The 16,796-nt window shown below is 38.4% G+C and carries 14 protein-coding genes and 1 riboswitch; of the genes, 11 read left to right on the top strand and 3 right to left on the bottom strand.

The features are described 5' to 3' along the window. Positions 1–52: 52 nt before the first annotated feature. Complete coding sequence (locus BW935_RS14145; RefSeq protein WP_076502441.1) at positions 53–3,295, bottom strand: TonB-dependent receptor; 3,243 nt, start codon at positions 3,293–3,295, stop codon at positions 53–55. 348 nt (positions 3,296–3,643) lie between these two features. On the opposite strand from BW935_RS14145, the gene BW935_RS14140 reads away from it, so the two are divergent. From BW935_RS14140 to BW935_RS14120, 5 genes are all read left to right on the top strand, one after another. Continuing rightward, a complete protein-coding gene (locus BW935_RS14140; protein ID WP_139325553.1) occupies positions 3,644–4,114 on the top strand; it encodes a hypothetical protein in 471 nt (156 codons plus the stop codon). Positions 4,115–4,249: 135 nt separating this feature from the next. Continuing rightward, the gene (locus BW935_RS14135; RefSeq protein ID WP_076502439.1) at positions 4,250–5,644 is read left to right on the top strand and encodes an arginine decarboxylase; all 1,395 of its coding nucleotides are present in this window, start codon (positions 4,250–4,252) and stop codon (positions 5,642–5,644) included. Positions 5,645–5,950: 306 nt separating this feature from the next. Then, complete coding sequence (locus BW935_RS14130; RefSeq protein WP_076502438.1) at positions 5,951–7,918, top strand: hypothetical protein; 1,968 nt, start codon at positions 5,951–5,953, stop codon at positions 7,916–7,918. 17 nt (positions 7,919–7,935) lie between these two features. After that, positions 7,936–8,754, top strand: a complete 819-nt coding sequence (locus BW935_RS14125) for a DUF2490 domain-containing protein (RefSeq protein ID WP_076502437.1) — start codon at positions 7,936–7,938, stop codon at positions 8,752–8,754. 15 nt (positions 8,755–8,769) lie between these two features. Further along, positions 8,770–9,237 (top strand): hypothetical protein, encoded by a 468-nt coding sequence (locus tag BW935_RS14120; protein WP_076502436.1) that lies wholly within the window; start codon positions 8,770–8,772, stop codon positions 9,235–9,237. Here BW935_RS14120 and BW935_RS14115 read toward each other — a convergent pair. After that, a complete protein-coding gene (locus BW935_RS14115; protein WP_076502435.1) occupies positions 9,234–10,340 on the bottom strand; it encodes an alanine racemase in 1,107 nt (368 codons plus the stop codon). The genes BW935_RS14120 and BW935_RS14115 overlap by 4 nt on opposite strands. A gap of 140 nt (positions 10,341–10,480) precedes the next feature. On the opposite strand from BW935_RS14115, the gene BW935_RS14110 reads away from it, so the two are divergent. From BW935_RS14110 to BW935_RS14090, 5 genes are all read left to right on the top strand, one after another. Next, positions 10,481–11,983: a glycoside hydrolase family 32 protein gene (locus tag BW935_RS14110; RefSeq protein ID WP_076502434.1), complete on the top strand. Its 1,503-nt coding sequence runs from the start codon at positions 10,481–10,483 to the stop codon at positions 11,981–11,983. 174 nt (positions 11,984–12,157) lie between these two features. After that, a complete protein-coding gene (locus tag BW935_RS14105; protein ID WP_076502433.1) occupies positions 12,158–13,501 on the top strand; it encodes a sugar porter family MFS transporter in 1,344 nt (447 codons plus the stop codon). Beyond that, positions 13,494–14,387 (top strand): carbohydrate kinase family protein, encoded by an 894-nt coding sequence (locus tag BW935_RS14100; protein WP_076502432.1) that lies wholly within the window; start codon positions 13,494–13,496, stop codon positions 14,385–14,387. Before BW935_RS14105 ends, BW935_RS14100 begins: the two co-directional genes overlap by 8 nt. A 148-nt stretch (positions 14,388–14,535) precedes the next feature. Further along, a complete protein-coding gene (locus tag BW935_RS14095) occupies positions 14,536–14,793 on the top strand; it encodes a DUF6364 family protein (protein ID WP_076502431.1) in 258 nt (85 codons plus the stop codon). Beyond that, a complete protein-coding gene (locus tag BW935_RS14090; RefSeq protein WP_245802708.1) occupies positions 14,790–15,212 on the top strand; it encodes a type II toxin-antitoxin system VapC family toxin in 423 nt (140 codons plus the stop codon). Before BW935_RS14095 ends, BW935_RS14090 begins: the two co-directional genes overlap by 4 nt. A 144-nt stretch (positions 15,213–15,356) precedes the next feature. Here BW935_RS14090 and BW935_RS14085 read toward each other — a convergent pair whose 3' ends face one another. Continuing rightward, on the bottom strand, positions 15,357–15,638 hold the full coding sequence (locus BW935_RS14085) for an RlmF-related methyltransferase (RefSeq protein ID WP_076502430.1): 282 nt from the start codon (positions 15,636–15,638) through the stop codon (positions 15,357–15,359). A gap of 121 nt (positions 15,639–15,759) precedes the next feature. On the opposite strand from BW935_RS14085, the gene BW935_RS14080 reads away from it, so the two are divergent. After that, on the top strand, positions 15,760–16,299 hold the full coding sequence (locus tag BW935_RS14080) for a fasciclin domain-containing protein (protein ID WP_076502429.1): 540 nt from the start codon (positions 15,760–15,762) through the stop codon (positions 16,297–16,299). 298 nt (positions 16,300–16,597) lie between these two features. Beyond that, a riboswitch (SAM riboswitch) is annotated at positions 16,598–16,707 on the top strand. Positions 16,708–16,796: the final 89 nt, after the last annotated feature.

The following is a 16,796-nucleotide window of genomic DNA, read 5'->3' as shown; positions in this document are numbered from 1 at the left end:
TTAGAGCAAATCACTAATTATAAAGGGTTTACTGCATTGTCATACACGGTTATCAATTGAAGATGTATCGTAGTCCTAGTTGCATCTGCCATACATCACCGATGTTTGCAGTCCGAGTAAAGCTTTCTAATTCTAAGGTTTGACTAGAAGGGTTTAATTGGTATGTAGGTACATTCGTAACAGGGTCAATATTTACGATTCCTATTGGTGTTTCATTGGTAATGATTTGCCCAACTCCCCAATTGTTATTGATCATATTGGTGAAATTAAAGATATCAGCTCTAACTTGTAAGGTGTTTCTTTTGCCATTGATATTGACAAAGAACTCCTGCATAAATGAAAGGTCTAATCTTCCTACAACAGGAAACTGAACCCCATTTCTGACTGCATACATTCCTCTTCGCGTACTCAAATGAGGGTCTTGCTCAATGAATTGATTGAATGCAGCTCTCTGGTCGCTTGCGCTGAATGTAGACCCATTGATCGTCAATGGTTCGAATTGCATTTCTGCTAATTGACTCGCTGTTGGAACAAATAACAGGTCATTACCCACAATCAAATCCCCATTGATATCAGTATTGTACACATAGGATGCAACACCTTGGTTTCTCAATTCATAAAAGATCGAAATAGAACTAGCAAACTTGTCTTTGTATTCTTTTCTGTATCCCATAGAACTGATTAATCTATGACGCTGGTCATCTAGTGAGAATCCTAAGTCTGGGTAATTGCTTCCTCTCACAGCAGCGATATTTTCATAGGATAGAAAGTGTTGTGTATTGCCATCCACCATGTTTTTGGCAACTGCATAGTTATATGCTGCCATGGCATGAAGCCCATTATAGAAGTTTTTTTGAAGTTGAAATGTCAAGCTGTATGCATAACCTTGGTTTGTGTTGTCAAGAACCACTGCATTGGTGATGTTTTGATTTAATCGGTTTTCTTCATCTCCAAAGCCATAAAGAGGTCTATTGTCAGGGCCTGCAAGATTTCTGGAAGATGGTCTTAGATTGGAATCATAAAAAAGCAAATCACTGACCTGTTGTGAGTAAATGCCTTCGAAGGTACCGATGATGCCACCAAAGAGTTCCTTGTCAATCCCAATGTTTGTTCGCCAAACCTGAGGATTTCTGAACCCAGGATCAATATAAGCAAGATCATAGGTTTCAGGAGCTCCTCCATTGCTAGGGATGTACGCATTCACATCAGGATTGAAAGGAAAGTTGGTGGTATTGTCTTCACGGATTTGTCCTTGTAGAACGCCATTGGTATTGACCATATTAGAGATATTCACATAGATAGGTCGACCAGAAAATAAACCTGATCCACCTCTCACCTGAAAGCTTCTATCTCCAAGGACATCCCAATTGAATCCAAATCTCGGACTCCACATGAATTGTGGCTCAGGAAGCCTGTCTGTCCTAATGCTGATTGGTTCTCCATTGGGTTTTTGGAAGTTGAGATTTTCAACTTGAAGATTTCGCTCCGCAGTCTGACCATAAAAAGGCACATCCAATCGCAGACCCAAGGTCACTTTCAAATTGTCAGTAACGTTAATTTCATCCTGAACATAAGCACTTGCTATATAGGCTTGGGTGACAGCAGTGGGGACACTTCCATCGGGTAGTGCGGAAAATTGTCTCTGAAATCTCCTGAGTTCAACCTCCTCGCCTGCAACATCCCTGTAGAAGTCATCTAGGGAGTTGTATACATAGTGTCCAAAATAGGTAGGAGTGAATGTGTATCTGAAATTAAAATATTCAAAATTGACACCTGCTGTGATGGTATGATTATTCAGATATGCAGTAAAATTGTTTTGAAACTGCCAAGTGTCAGAGTCTAGGCCTCTATTAGGAGATAACAAATCTGTACCAAATGACATGTAATTTCTTCCACCTTCTAAGATGTCTACCATAGGGAAATCTCCGCCTCCCCAAGTTCTTGAGTTTCGATTAGAAGTCAGTCCAAACCTTAATTCATTGGAAAACTTTCCTCCAAAGTTTGATTGCAATTCCACGATTCCAGAATAAATATCGTCATTGAGCAGGTAATTGGAGTTTTGGAAATTGAGCGAAAAAAGATTCTGATTTCTACCACCAAAACCTAAGGACGTACGAGCTACTGGACGATCTCTTGAAGAGAGCAGTGTATTGAATCTAGCACTCAGTTTGTGATTGTCGTTGATATTGTAATCTAATTTGAGCAAAAACTTATCAGAAATCGTAGGGAGGTTATAGTCTTCATAAGCTCCCGGATCATATCCAAAATTATCTATCAGAAATCCTCTCATTTGATCCATATCCGATTGTTGGACTCTAGTGACATTAGCGCCTGTCCTACCGGGTGCTGCCGCTACAAATGGTGAATTTGGATCACTTCGCCTTTCTGATTCACCGCTTACGAAAAAGAATAGCTTGTTTTTGATAATTGGTCCTCCCAATCTAAATCCATATTGCTGAACATTGAAATCCTCTGTGACGACTTCTGAGCCTCTGGCATTGGTTCCTACAAGTCTTTGATTTCTGTTGTTGATGAATGCCGAGCCCCTAAATTCGTTGTCTCCAGAGCGTGTGATGGCATTGATAGCTGCGCCTGTGAACCCTCCTTGGGTGACATCATAAGGTGCAATATTGACTTGTATTTCTTCAATAGCTTCTAAGGAAATCGGTGTAGATTCTGTAGGAGCGCCAGGGATGGAGCCTGTCAGACCAAAAGAGTTATTGAATACACTGCCATCTAAAGAAAAATTGATGGCTTTAGGATCTTGTCCTGCAAAAGATTCCCCTGACGATTGGGGTGTAAGTCTCGTGAAATCTTGTACGCTTCTGCTCAGTGTTGGCATAGTGGTAATAGCCTCACGGTTAATTGTGGTGGAAGCCCCTGTTTTTTCATCATTGAGTAGAGGGTCTTTTCTTCCTTCTATAAGTACTCCTTCAAGTTCGATTCCCTCCTCATCCATATCCACATTGAGCACATAGCGCTGACCTAGTCTAAGTGAAATATTTTTGAATACCCTAGGTTCAAATCCGATAAAAGAAACGGTCACTTCATAGGGGCCTCCTGTTCTCATACCTGAGATGGTGTATCTACCATTCTGCTGCGTGACCATATTGTATTGGGTACCTGAGGGGGTGTGAATGGCTTGAATGGTAGCACCTGGCAAAGGTTCTCCGAGGTCGTCTTTGACCAAGCCGCTCATACTGCCTGTGGTGACTCCTTGAGCAATAGATAAAGCGGGAAGTAGGAATAGGCAAAAGAATGAAATCGATAATGTATGGTATATCAAATTTTTCATTTCTTGAAATTTTAAGTTTAGATTTAGGATAGTTAAGATCAATTTTGGCTTCACTTTATGATCTTCATATAAGTTTCGAATTATTTGAATTCATCTCTTTCTTAGTTTATAATTTGGATATAAAGTGAAATCCACTTTTCTTAAATCGAAGACTGTACCAAGCCAGTTTTAGCTGTTTTTGCCTGTTTTTTGGTGCGGAAATGGGGCGTATTTTCACAAATTGTTGCAAGATGGGGTCATTAAAAAAAATAAACCCTATAAAATTTATAGGGTAATTAGGATAATAGAATTTTTCACTTTACATTTGAAGCATTATTTATTCATGAAGTGTATCAAAATTTCAAAATCATGTCAGTAGCACAATCTTCACAGCGATCCACGACGGAGTTTCAGATCCAAAAGTCCTCCACAGTTCAAAAAGTAAATCAGCTTGTATTGGAGCAAATGGAGATGTGCAGATTTTTTGAGATCCAAGATGTTGGGAGGTTTGACTTTCCAAATTATCCCGAGGCAAGAAAATCATTTAGAGTAGTCTATTTTCAGCTGTCTGAGCAATTTGAAGGTTTCAAAGGCTTGTTGAGAGGATTGATCAGCTTGGGCAATACAGCAGGAGCTATACTTGAATATTCGGCAGAGAGACAATTGTTTTCACTGAAATACTACAAAGCTAATGAGTCCAAGGTCTCTGCTCATATGGAATATTTAGAACGGCAGCTTGATCAGGAATTAAAATTCAAGGCTGTCCTCTCAAAACTGATCGAGAATAAAAGAGCGTTTGAAATAGAACAGTCGCTATTGAAAAGTGAATTGTTTGGTTGAATAGAGGTAAACCATAATGGGTAATAGAAGTTATGAAGGGGAAGTTCCATTGGGATTTTCCCTTTGTTTATTATGAATTCCGAATAATATAAACAAATTTTGTAGCCTCAATTTTATCCAAACCTGATCTAGCGAATGAACAAATACATTGATCTTATCCAACAGACTTTTGACTTTCCTACCAAAGAGTTTACAGTAGAAAACAACGAGCTACATTTCAATGGTGTCAATTTGATGGAAATCATTGAAACTTATGGAACACCACTGAAGCTGAGTTATCTACCTAAGATTTCAGAGAATATTCAGAACGCCAAGACATTCTTTGGCAATGCGATAGAGAAGCATGATTATAAGGGCAAGTATACTTATTGCTATTGTACCAAATCTTCACACTTCAGTTTTGTCTTGGATGAGGCATTGAAAAATGACATTCACATTGAGACCTCTTCCACTTTTGATATTCCATTGGTGAGGAGTCTGTACGAGCAAGGCAAGATCACCAAGCAGACTTACATCGTCTGCAATGGTTTCAAAAGGGAGTTGTATAAGCAATACATTACAGAATTGCTCAATGATGGTTTTGTCAATTGCGTACCTGTTTTGGATAATCTGACTGAGATTGACTATTATCTTGAACATGTCAAGGTTCCTTTTCAAGTGGGAATCAGGATTGCTGCTGATGAAGAGCCGAAGTTTGGGTTTTATACATCTAGATTGGGTGTCCGATACAATGATATCTTGAGCCTATACGAAGAAAAAATCAAGGATAATCCAAATGTCAGCTTGAAAATGCTACACTTTTTTATCAATTCAGGAATCAGGGATACGGCATATTATTGGTCAGAGTTGACGAGATTTATCCAAAAATATGTAGACCTCAAAAAAATCGCACCGAGCCTAGACACCATGGACATCGGTGGTGGTTGGCCGATCAAGACCAATGTGTTTTTTGATTACGACTATCAGTACATGGCTGAGCAGATTATCAAAAATATCAAATGGATGTGCGCCAAAAACAACACTGTCGAACCCAATATCTTCACAGAATTTGGCAGCTATACAGTGGGAGAGAGTGGGGCAGTACTCTATTCTATCCTTGACGAAAAGCTACAAAATGACAAGGAACTTTGGTACATGATCGATGGTAGTTTTATCACACAGCTACCTGATAGCTGGGGACTGAATCAAAAATACATCATGCTGGCCATTAATAATTGGGATGAAGAATATCATAATATCAACTTGGGTGGCTTGACTTGCGATAGCATGGATTATTATAATTCTGAAGCGCATCAGTTCAATATCTACCTGCCAAATCCCAAGGAAGGTAAAAAACAATACCTTGGCTTCTTCCACACGGGAGCATATCAGGAGTCACTTGGGGGATATGGTGGTATTCAGCATTGTCTGATTCCTGCACCAAAGCATGTGATTATCGATAGAGATACTGACGGTAGCATCAAGCATTGGTTATTTGCCCCTGAGCAGACCAGTGAGAGTATGCTTAAGACTCTGGGATACGTGAAATAAAAAGTAAAAGCCTGAAATTTCAGGCTTTTCTTATTTTCATATAGGATGGTTACATTAAAGAAGTTTTATTACTTTATAAAAACAGAATTATTAATTACTGATGTGAGCTGTTCCAGAACCTATTGTGAAAATTTATAAAGAGTGAGGAATTTAATTTTGCCAGATGATCAGCTTTAATTACCAGTTGTTGGTGTAAAATTTAAAATAAACACTAAAATTTTGGACTTTTGGTGTGATTTTTGAAATTTTGTGTCTTGCTAAGTAATTCAGCGCCAACTGTAATTCACCCAACATCAAATTAAGAGTATGCGAAAAAATCAAATATTTCTAGCTTTTGTAATAATCTTTTGTGTAATTTTTCCGGATGCTACTTTAGCGCAAAAAGAGTATAAAGGAGAATACAAGTTTAATAATATCAATGGCGAGGCAACTTTTCAGTTTATAGAAGGGCCAGAAAATTCAGTCATTAGGCAGGGTGATTTTTCATTTCTTAGAAAAGAGAGAGATCCAGAGAATAAAACAAGATTTTTGAGGACGGTTATTTCAGGTGCTTACGAACAAGGAAAAAAAACAGGAACTTGGGAATATTTAGACGAAGATCATCGAGCTGAGTTGAAGGATGTAGTCGACTTTGAGCTTATTTCAGATTTAAAAAGTTCTCAAATCAAATTGAGAGCAAATTACATGGGAGGTGTGCCAAATGGAAGATGGGTTTTTGAAGAGAATGAGTTTTCTGAAGGCTCTTTAAAAAAGAAAGCCCAAGCGGATGAATTCCAGTTTAGAGAAGGAAATATCAGAGGCAAATTTAATTTCAAATCTTTTGTAGGAAGATATACCCATTTTATCAGAGGTGAGTTGAAAGATGATGGAATCATGACAGGCGAATGGACCTTTGTCTATGAAGAGGATGGCAAATTGATCAGTGAAGTTAGGAATTATGAAAATGGATTTTTGCTAGGTCTCGTCAAAAGAGACCTCAACTCGGATGAGGTATTGGAAGAAGTGGTGTTTTTTGAGACGATTGCCAAGTTAAATAAAGTCAATGCAGGGGAAAATCAAGGGTTCAGAATTGCAGATCAGACTTTTGGTATTTTATTTAATGATGGCTTTCTTTCCAACACAGTAGAGTACAAAGCGCAATTGGCTGGAAATTCCTTTATTTCAGATTTTTTGGTAAAAATACTTCGATATGATCCAGCTTTTGTAAATAGTAATTTGGAATTGATTGACTACCCATTACATACTAGAAAATTTGTATTTGAATTGAGTAGGTCACAACAAAAAATCATTGAAGATCTACCTGCTAAATATGATGAGTTGGTAAAAGTGGTGGAGACTTATAAAGATAGAAACGCGTTGAGCTTGAATAGACAACGATCTGATTCATTATCTTCTGCGTATTCATTTTTTGAATTTCAGCATGATAAGTTGATGAAGTTCAATGAAGTAATAGGGAAATTCAGAACTAAAGATATTCAGTTCTATGATGTGAAGTACATGGTAGAAGGAGGATTGAGCTTTATAACTGAAAGAGACGAGGTTGATTATTCATTTGAAGAGGAAGAAAAGGTACTGGAAATCGATTATAATACTGGTGATTTTATAGCTGATTTTTATGGTTCTTTAGATAATTATATTAGTCAAATGGCAGCTACTACAAGGAATTTCAAAACTTATGTAGATAGTCAGTTGAGTAGGATTGAGGAAGATGCTGATCTCAAAACCTTAGAAGAAAGAATACAAGATAAAAAGTCTACAATAGAGGAGTTATATGCTGATCAAGAAGATTTAGATGGATTGACACGAGGCTTAATTAGAGCAATAAAAACTAATGTACTTGGTTCAGGTTTTGAAAAGATCAATGAAAGATATGCTAAGGCGAATCGTTTTTCTGAGAAAAAAGAAGAAGCTAATGTGTTATTGGATCTTCTGAGTGAAATGGAGGGACAACATGAAGTACTTTCTAATGTATCTAGGAATTGGGAAATTCTAGACGAGTTTTATCAAGAGGAAGTATTTAATCCATTTACTTACACAAGATATGATCAAAGGGCTAAACCCAGATTATTTGAGGCAGCTGAAAGGTTGTTTGAGCATTATGTTGAAAGCATTGAGGTAGAAGAGGATTACACGCAAGTAAAAGTTTGGACCAAAAAGATTGAATCCTTGATTATGAGAATGACTGATCTGCGAAATGCAGACACAAGAAGTTTAGAAAGAAGACTCAACAGGAGGTCTTCTATCAGTAAAATTGAATCAGATTTAGAACTTTAATAATTAGAATAATAAATATGTCGGTTAAATTATTAAAGTCTCTGCTTATAATTCCTGTATTAATTTTCGTATTTTCTTTTGCTCAGGCTCAAAATATCACTGTTCCTCAAGAGAAAATTGGTCTTCCAGCGACGACTGAAAACTGGAATGGTTTGTATCTGAAATTGCGATTCAATGATAAATGGTGGTGGTATCAAGAAAACCATTACAGAAGAAGGTCTAGTGCTGATAATAGGTTTGATTTTGTAGGCCGAATGAGTCAGATATACAATCGATTTGGGATGACGTATATGTTTACTGATAATTTTGAAGTAACATTCGGCCCAACGCTTGTATGGAATTTTGCTCCTGAGAGAGGCAATCCTGAGTATGTTGATTCGGTATTAGAGCCTCGTTTTTGGCATCAATGGTTATTTACACAAGGAGTTGGTTCAGTGAAAATTTTGCATCAATTTAGATTTGAACATAGATTCAAAAGGAACAATGATTTAGGAGCTGAATTCAATTACACCGATAGATGGAGGTATAAGATTACGGCTTATATTCCTTTGAATAAGTCTAAAATGGAAAATAAGACTTTTTTCATCGCTCCATCAAATGAGTTTTTCTTCGAAACAGGCAAGCAAGTCTGGAATATTTTTGAAGAAAACAGGGTCTATACAGCTATAGGGTATACCTACAATAATTACATGTTCTTTGGTGGTCATATGTGGACTTATGGACCAACCAACACACCAGGAACATATAGAAACAGACATATCATAAGGTTGAATGTGATGTACACTATTGATTTCAGAGGTAGCAGAAAGCCATTGACCAGAGATTTTGCATTTTAAAATTTGACAAAAATCATGAAAAAGTATCTTTTAATCATCTGTTTGACTTTTGTCTCATATTTTGCAAATGCTCAGTATCAAGGACAATACAGGGGGATTCATGCTTATGAAATGGCTTATGATAAACCTTTCTTCGGATTGAATTTTACAGGTGAGTATTTTCCATTTAATTATTTCTCAGTAGTTCCTTCTTTTACTTTCTTCACACCAGCTACAGGAAATGCACGTGGATTTGATATCAATGCTCGGTACTATTTGACCGAAAAAGAAAAGCAGTGGTATGTTACTGCTGGTTATGGTTTTTATAGAAGAGTATTCGAATTCAATGAAATAGGGAGATTTGATCATAACTCACTCAATCTAGGTGCTGGCGGAATGCTCAAAATCACAGACGAACTTGGGTTCAATCCAGAAGTGAGGTTTCAAGCATTTGGTCGAAATAGCATGATGTTTAAGCTTGGGATTGTCTATTTTATCAATTAAAAGCTAAATCCCTCAGTATGATCAATCCATTGACCATCCAAGCTGAGGTAAGCTTTCATACAGTCAGCTGTCATGCAGCTATGCACAGGTAGGATACCTAGTAGGCCTCCTACCTGTGCTTTTTGTAGGAGTTCTTCAGAGGCTTGGATGATGCCGTGTTCTTGGGAGATGCTTTTGACAAATGATCTTGATTTAGGAATTTCCCAGCCTTCATCGCTTAAAAACACCACTTCACCAAAATTCTTCTCTCCATTCGGCTCAAACAATACATCCTTAGCCAAATGCACGCCACCACCGTGTATCAAAATGGTTTTTTTCTCGGGATTGATATCGACCACAGGCACTGCGAGTGCCACGGCGATATCTGCCTTGGTACAACTGCCTATACCTGCTTGCGTGAGGTCATAGAACACAAAGTTGCCTGGCCCCATTTCATCTATTCCCCCAAAATCATCCATCATGGAGCAAGTCGGTGTATCCCCTGTGCGGGTGACCAAGTCAGGGAATTCAGTGCGGTATTTGTTTTTGAGCATGTTGAGTGCAGCTATATTTTGCTCGTGAATGGCAGCTACATCTTTGGCGTAATAGCTATGACCAGCATGAATATAAAAACCTCTAAATTGCAAATAATCTGATGTCTGACTGATTCGGAGGATTTCTTCAATTTTCCCAAAATCACTGACAGCGACACCTGTACGGCCGTAACCAGCATCGATTTCTATAAAGAAGCCCACTGGACTGCGTAGCTGATTAGCCAACATTTTAGCTACTTCACTATTTACCAGTTGAACAGAGATCTTTTGATTTTGACTGAGCTCATTGAGCTTTTTGATTTCAAGTGGGTTGAATGGAAAAGCGATGTGAATGGTCTCCCAGCCATCTCCACAGAAGTACTCAGCCATCTTGATAGAAGATACAGTGATTTCTGGTACGTTATAGTCTTTGGCCCATTTGCCGATAGCTTTGGATTGTCCAGTTTTGAAGTGAGGGACTAGCTTCATGCTATTGTTCTTGGCCTTAGTTGCCATTCTTGCTATATTATCCCTACAGATTTTTTCATCTATTAGAAGTGTGGGAGAGGTGATCTGCTGGAGGTAAGTCATAGAGTTGGTTTTAAAGGTAATTTCTCACTCGAAAGTAAGCATTTTTGAGCACCGCTAATGCAGGCAATTTTGTAAAGGAGTGAATTTTTTGTGATAGCAGGTTTTTTGTTGTAATATAATGTGCTAAATAAACATCGTGAATGAAGAATTTGAGAAATGCCTTAGCAATTACTTTTGCTATACTAGCCTCGATCGCTTGCCAACCACAGGTTGATAACCTTTCTGAAGTTGAAGAGCAATTTAATGAAAAACATAGACCTCAATTTCATTTTACCCCACCAAGCAACTGGATGAATGATCCAAATGGGATGGTGTATCATGATGGAGAGTATCACCTTTTCTATCAGTATCATCCTGATGGCAATACTTGGGGTCCGATGCATTGGGGGCATGCGATTTCGGAGGATTTGGTTTCATGGGAGCATTTTCCCATAGCGCTTTTTCCAGATGAGCATGGTACCATTTTTTCGGGCTCTGCTGTAGTTGATCACCAAAACTCCTCAGGTCTAGGAACGGTGGATAACCCTCCTTTGGTGGCGATTTTTACTTATCATGACGCAGAGGGGGAAAAAGCTGGTAAAAATGACTTTCAAACACAGGGCATAGCATTCAGTCTGGATAAGGGACGCACTTGGGAAAAATACGAAGCTAATCCAGTTTTGCCTAATCCTGAGATCATGGACTTCAGAGATCCGAAGGTGATGTGGCATGAAGAGAGTAGCAGGTGGGTCATGTCTCTGGCTGTGAAAGACAAAATTAGTTTTTATACTTCTCCAAATTTGATAGACTGGATTTATCAAAGTGACTTCAACCCTACTTGGGCAGCCTACGGGGGCGTGTGGGAATGCCCAGACTTGTTTCCATTGAAGACTGTAGAGGGAGAGGAAAAATGGGTGCTTTTGGTAAGCATCAATCCTGGTGGGCCTAATGGAGGATCCGCTACGCAATATTTTGTAGGGGACTTTGATGGAGAAGTATTCAAAAGTGAAACTACAGCAATCAAATGGATTGATTATGGTGCGGATAATTATGCTGGTGTGACTTGGTCTGATATTCCTGAGGAAGATGGAAGAAGGCTTTTCATAGGCTGGATGAGTAATTGGCTCTATGCGCAAGAAGTCCCAACGGAGACATGGAGATCAGCGATGACCTTACCAAGGTCATTGGAACTTATCAAATTAGGAAATGACTTCAATCTTGCTTCAAAGCCTATAGCAGAGCTCAAGAAGTTGAGGAACAAGTCTATGGTAGTGTCAGGAGAATCGATCAATCTAGATTCTGATCTATTAGAATTAGAATTAGCCTCTCTGGGTGATGATTTCGAAATGGTGTTTTCCAATGATGAAGGGGATAAGCTTCTGATTAAAAAATTAGGAGATGAAATCAGCTTCAATAGGAGTCAATCAGGGTTAGTTGATTTTTCAGATCAATTCCCTGCTTTACATAGGATTCCGCTTTTTGGTATTGATGTGAAAGATATTCGTGTTTTTCTTGACAGATCCTCCATTGAGATTTTCATCAATGATGGTGAGTCTGTGATTACAGAACTGATCTTTCCAAAATCAGCTTATACAGCGCTAAGCCTAAAGGGGATGGATTCAAAAGTTAAAATTCACCACCTCAAATCCATATGGGGAAATTAACTTTTAATAATACACATGCTTACTATTTTAAACATCCAACATAAAAACACTCAATAACCCAATAATTCAATCAACCAATCCCTAATTACCCAATAACTCAATCAACTAATCCCTAATAACCCAATCCCTAATAACCTAATAACTCAATCAACCAAATCAACTAATCCCCAAAATATGCAAAGTAAAAACTACGTGCTTTTTCTATCTATTACCGCAGCGCTTGGCGGGTTTTTGTTTGGTTTTGATACCGCAGTGATCTCAGGAGCGGAGCGGGATATTCAGACGCTATGGCAATTATCCGACTTGAAACATGGTTTGGCAGTAGCTATAGCACTCTATGGTACAGTGATAGGAGCATTATTTGGTGGGATTCCAGCAGATCGCTTGGGAAGGAAAAAATCACTCTTACTGATTGGTTTGCTTTATTTGGGTTCAGCCTTGGGTTCAGCACTAGCGCCAGAGGTTAATAGCTTTATGTTTTTTAGATTTCTGGGTGGGTTAGGTGTAGGAGCGTCTTCAGTAGTGGCTCCACTTTACATTTCTGAGATTGCACCTGCGGGAAGGAGGGGACAGCTTGTAGCACTTTACCAGTTCAATATCGTCTTTGGGATCTTAATGGCTTATTTTTCTAATTACCTGATCGGAACGGCTGATCTAGTCAATGCTTGGAGGTGGATGCTGGGTGTGGAGGCCTTGCCTGCATTGATTTATTGTCTTTTGATCGTGAGGGTACCCAAAAGTCCAAGGTGGCTAATTGCCAAATACAAGGATTTTGAGGGAGCTAGGGTGATCTTGACTAAGACCGATCCAGAAGGAGTAGATGAAGCCATCGCCTTGGCGATAGCAGAGAGTAAGGTGATCAGAGAAAAGGCAAGTTTGAAAATGCTTTTTGGGTCGAAGTTTAGAAAAATCAGCCTGATGGCAGTTTTGATGGCTTTTTTCAACCAACTCTCTGGGATAAATGCCATCATCTATTTTGCACCAAGGATATTTGAATCTGCCGGGATTGCTACAGAGGATGCCTTGATTTCTACCATTGGAATCGGTGCGATCAATCTTTTTGCGACGATGATGGGATTGTATTTGATCGATAAGTTGGGAAGGAAGATGTTGATGTATATCGGTTCTATAGGTTATTTGATTTCACTTTCGTTGATGGCTTATAGTTATTTTGGAGGTGCGATAGATAGCAGTTGGTTGCCTTATTTTGTATTTGTTTTTATTGCTGCACATGCCATAGGTCAAGGTTCAGTGATATGGGTGTTTATCTCTGAGATCTTTCCTAACGAACTCCGAGCTTACGGGCAGTCCTTGGGGTCATTTACCCATTGGATCTTAGCGGCGGTGATAGCCAATGTTTTTCCATTATTTGCCAATCAGTATGGAGCGGGAAATATTTTTGCTTTTTTTGCATTGATGATGCTGTTCCAGTTGCTCTGGGTCATATTTAGAATGCCGGAGACGAAGGGCAGATCATTGGAAGAGATTCAGAGAGACTTATTGAAAGATCATGGCTAAAAAAGTAATTTGTTTTGGAGAAATGCTTTGGGATGTATTTCCCGATGGCGCAGTGGCTGGTGGTGCACCGATGAATGTAGCGCTCAATTTGCAACAGTTGGGAGTGGATGTGACGATGATTTCCCGTGTGGGGAAAGACGAGGATGGGCAAAAACTCCTTGACTTTGTCAAAGGGTATGGATTGTCAATTACTTCTATTCAGGAGGATGAGAGTCAGCCTACTGGCAAAGTCATCATTGATCAAGCTGATAAGGAAAATATCCAATATGACATCCTTGAGCCAGCAGCTTGGGATTTTATCAGTTTGACCACAGAAAATCAAGAAATGGTTGCTAATGCGGATGCCTTGGTTTTCGGAAGTCTAGCCGTGAGGAATGAGCAATCTTGGCAAACACTCTATCACCTGGTACATCAACCGCTCTTGACAATATTCGATGTCAACATGCGTGAGCCATACGTAGATTTCTACAAGATTGATAGCTTGCTAGGATATACAGATATTTTGAAGATCAACGAGGATGAATTAGAAATTTTGGCAGCATTCTTTGAGTTGAAAAAGACAGGAGATATCGCTGGGCAGCTTTGTGAATTTTTGGTGGAGGAGTATCCTATTGAAGCAATCTGTATCACATTGGGTAGTAAAGGAGCCATGCTCTATCAGCATGGCAAATTCACCCGACACCCAGGCTACAGCGTGCAAGTGCGAGATACCGTAGGTGCAGGTGATGCTTTTCTGAGTGGGTTTGTGAAGATGTACCTAGACGGCAAGCCTCCAAAAGATATCTTAGACTTCGCTTGTAAGCTAGGTGCATTTGTGGCTACTCAAAAAGGCGGAACTCCGAAGTATAGTTTGGATGGGAAAGACACAACCATAAGGGTAAGGTAAACTCTTAGCCTTAAAAGACATAATACGCTCAATGTATGATTTGGTCTTTAAAACTTTAACCTGATTTAAACTTCAGTGAGTCAAAACAAATAGCTTGTAATTGACGTACTAATATTTTATAATTGTACGTACAGTAATATTGATTGTCATGGATACTAAATTAACGCTGAAATTAGATAAAGATGTAATTGAAAAAGCAAAAGAATATGCTTCTTCCCATCAAAGGAGTTTGTCCAATTTGGTTGAGTCATATTTAAAAGTTTTGATTGATAAAGATGAAACTAAATCGGAAGATGGTATCGAGATTTCCCCCTTTGTAAAAAGTCTGAGAACAGGTGTTAAGCTTCCTGCAGATTTCTATGAAAAAAAGGCTTATAGAGATTATTTGGAAGAAAAATATAAATGATGATTCAGAAACTTTTTCTTGATACCAATGTAGTAGTTGATTTATTAGGTGAGAGGGATCCTTTTTATGATGCAATTTCAAAAATCACTACGCTTGCCGATAAGGGGAAAATAAAATTAGTTGTTTCTTCACTGACTTTTTCTACAACTTATTATTTACTGTCAAGATTTGAAAATAGAAATTTGGTCAAAGAAAAAATCAGAAAATTCAAAGTGATTATAGAAACTGCGGATTTGACTAATCAAATTATTGAGAAGGGTCTTTCTTCAAATTTTCCAGATTTTGAGAATTCACTCCAGTATTATTGTGCCTTAGCTACAGGTTGCAATCTGATAATTACCAGAAATGGCAAAGATTTTAAAGAATCAGCAATACCAGTGCTATCTCCTAAGGAGTATTTGTTAAGTTTAAGAGTTTAATAACCAATTTCGTTTAGATCAGACTACAAGTTGAATTTAAACTTTTCCAAAGTTGGGTTAAAAGTGAAAAACAAGAATTGTTTACAAATCTGAACTTTGGAAAAGTTACCCTACACTAAATGACATTGGTTTAATAACTGATATTCACCCAAAACTCCAAGCCACTATCCTGCTAATTTTATTTCCCTGACTCATATCTATTGTTTTGATGGATTTTGCTTGCACTACATCCAGCACTTTATAGATTTGGGGCAGGTTGGCTTCTTTGGAAACTAAGCTGGTAAACCAGCTGCACTGCTTGCCAAATCTCCTGCTTTCATAGATCATATTGGTCAAAAGATCAAAATCATACCTTTCTCTGAGTTTGTTTCTTGGGTGAAGACTGGATTTGAACGGTGCATGTGCTCTTTTTTCTTTTGATATCATTCGGAAGCCTTATGTGAAACAATAGTATTCATTTTTCACCTACCATCAATTATTTCAAATTGGTTAAAACCAAATGAAAGATTCTGTGTTGGATACCTATTGAATCATAAACAACAAAAACATGAAAATCTTTAGAATTTTATCCCTAGCTGCAGCTTGCAGCGCAACAATCTTCGCAGTGAGTTGTGGAGGTGGTACTACAGAGACCACGGAAACAGAAGTAGTGGAAGAAGTAGTAGTTGAAGAAGCTCCAACTACAGTAGTAGACATTGCAGTAGGATCTCCTGATCACACTACATTAGTGGCGGCGGTTTCAGCAGCTGGCTTGGTAGAAACGTTGAGTGGCGATGGTCCTTTTACTGTTTTTGCTCCTACCAATTCAGCTTTTGCAGCTTTGCCAGAAGGTACAGTGGAAAGTCTTCTTGAGGAAGCAAACAAAGATCAGTTGACTGCTGTACTCACTTACCATGTTGTAGCTGGTAATGTATTGTCTAGTGACCTTTCTGACGGTCAAGTAGTGACTACTCTCCAAGGTCAGGAATTGACGGTTTCAATCAAAGACGGAAAAGTTATGATCAATGGTGCTACTGTAGTAGCAGCTGACCTAGCTGGTAGCAATGGCGTAGTTCACGTGATCGATGCTGTATTGTTGCCGAAATAAGTTTTAGAAAAATTAAATTATTTTCATCTATGGGATTTTGTCAGTAGACTTCAATTTAGCTTATTATTGATAAATATTTGTCAATAGCCTCTGTTAAATCCAAAGAGTTGATATTTTCCGCAAAGTAACTTACAATCTTGTTAAATTAATAAAGCCCGCCTCAGAGTGGGCTTTTTTTTGGATTAGAAATCGATTAGGTGTTACATTTTAAATTAAAGCAAGATTTTTTCGCAATTTCCTTGCATCCTAAAATTTCCTGAATTTACTTTGCAGTATCCTTTCACTTTTTAGGTGTTGGGATTTATAAAGAAGAGGCGAGAGACAGGCTCTAAGACCCTCTGGCAACCTGGAAAATCCAAGGTGCCAATTCCTGCCGAACGAGAATATCCTCTTTCGGAAATATAAATTCTTAACAAGATGATTTATATTCCACACATTTCAGATTTCCAAAATTTCCATTTGACAAGTTCAAACAATTTAGCAATGCAAGCTATCTT

It is taken from the genome of Belliella pelovolcani (assembly GCF_900156785.1).
Lineage (GTDB): Bacteria > Bacteroidota > Bacteroidia > Cytophagales > Cyclobacteriaceae > Belliella > Belliella pelovolcani.
Note: the sequence above shows the minus strand (reverse complement) of the source record. Positions and strands in the feature narration are given on the sequence as shown.

Coding starts and splice junctions, on each gene's coding strand:
- BW935_RS14100 (WP_076502432.1), top strand. CDS start 13,494: ATGGCTAAAAAAGTAATTTGTTTTGGAGAAATGCTTTGGGATGTATTT.
- BW935_RS14125 (WP_076502437.1), top strand. CDS start 7,936: ATGTCGGTTAAATTATTAAAGTCTCTGCTTATAATTCCTGTATTAATT.
- BW935_RS14135 (WP_076502439.1), top strand. CDS start 4,250: ATGAACAAATACATTGATCTTATCCAACAGACTTTTGACTTTCCTACC.
- BW935_RS14080 (WP_076502429.1), top strand. CDS start 15,760: ATGAAAATCTTTAGAATTTTATCCCTAGCTGCAGCTTGCAGCGCAACA.
- BW935_RS14090 (WP_245802708.1), top strand. CDS start 14,790: ATGATGATTCAGAAACTTTTTCTTGATACCAATGTAGTAGTTGATTTA.
- BW935_RS14105 (WP_076502433.1), top strand. CDS start 12,158: ATGCAAAGTAAAAACTACGTGCTTTTTCTATCTATTACCGCAGCGCTT.
- BW935_RS14095 (WP_076502431.1), top strand. CDS start 14,536: ATGGATACTAAATTAACGCTGAAATTAGATAAAGATGTAATTGAAAAA.
- BW935_RS14110 (WP_076502434.1), top strand. CDS start 10,481: ATGAAGAATTTGAGAAATGCCTTAGCAATTACTTTTGCTATACTAGCC.
- BW935_RS14145 (WP_076502441.1), bottom strand. CDS start 3,295: ATGAAAAATTTGATATACCATACATTATCGATTTCATTCTTTTGCCTA.
- BW935_RS14120 (WP_076502436.1), top strand. CDS start 8,770: ATGAAAAAGTATCTTTTAATCATCTGTTTGACTTTTGTCTCATATTTT.
- BW935_RS14140 (WP_139325553.1), top strand. CDS start 3,644: ATGTCAGTAGCACAATCTTCACAGCGATCCACGACGGAGTTTCAGATC.
- BW935_RS14130 (WP_076502438.1), top strand. CDS start 5,951: ATGCGAAAAAATCAAATATTTCTAGCTTTTGTAATAATCTTTTGTGTA.
- BW935_RS14085 (WP_076502430.1), bottom strand. CDS start 15,638: ATGATATCAAAAGAAAAAAGAGCACATGCACCGTTCAAATCCAGTCTT.
- BW935_RS14115 (WP_076502435.1), bottom strand. CDS start 10,340: ATGACTTACCTCCAGCAGATCACCTCTCCCACACTTCTAATAGATGAA.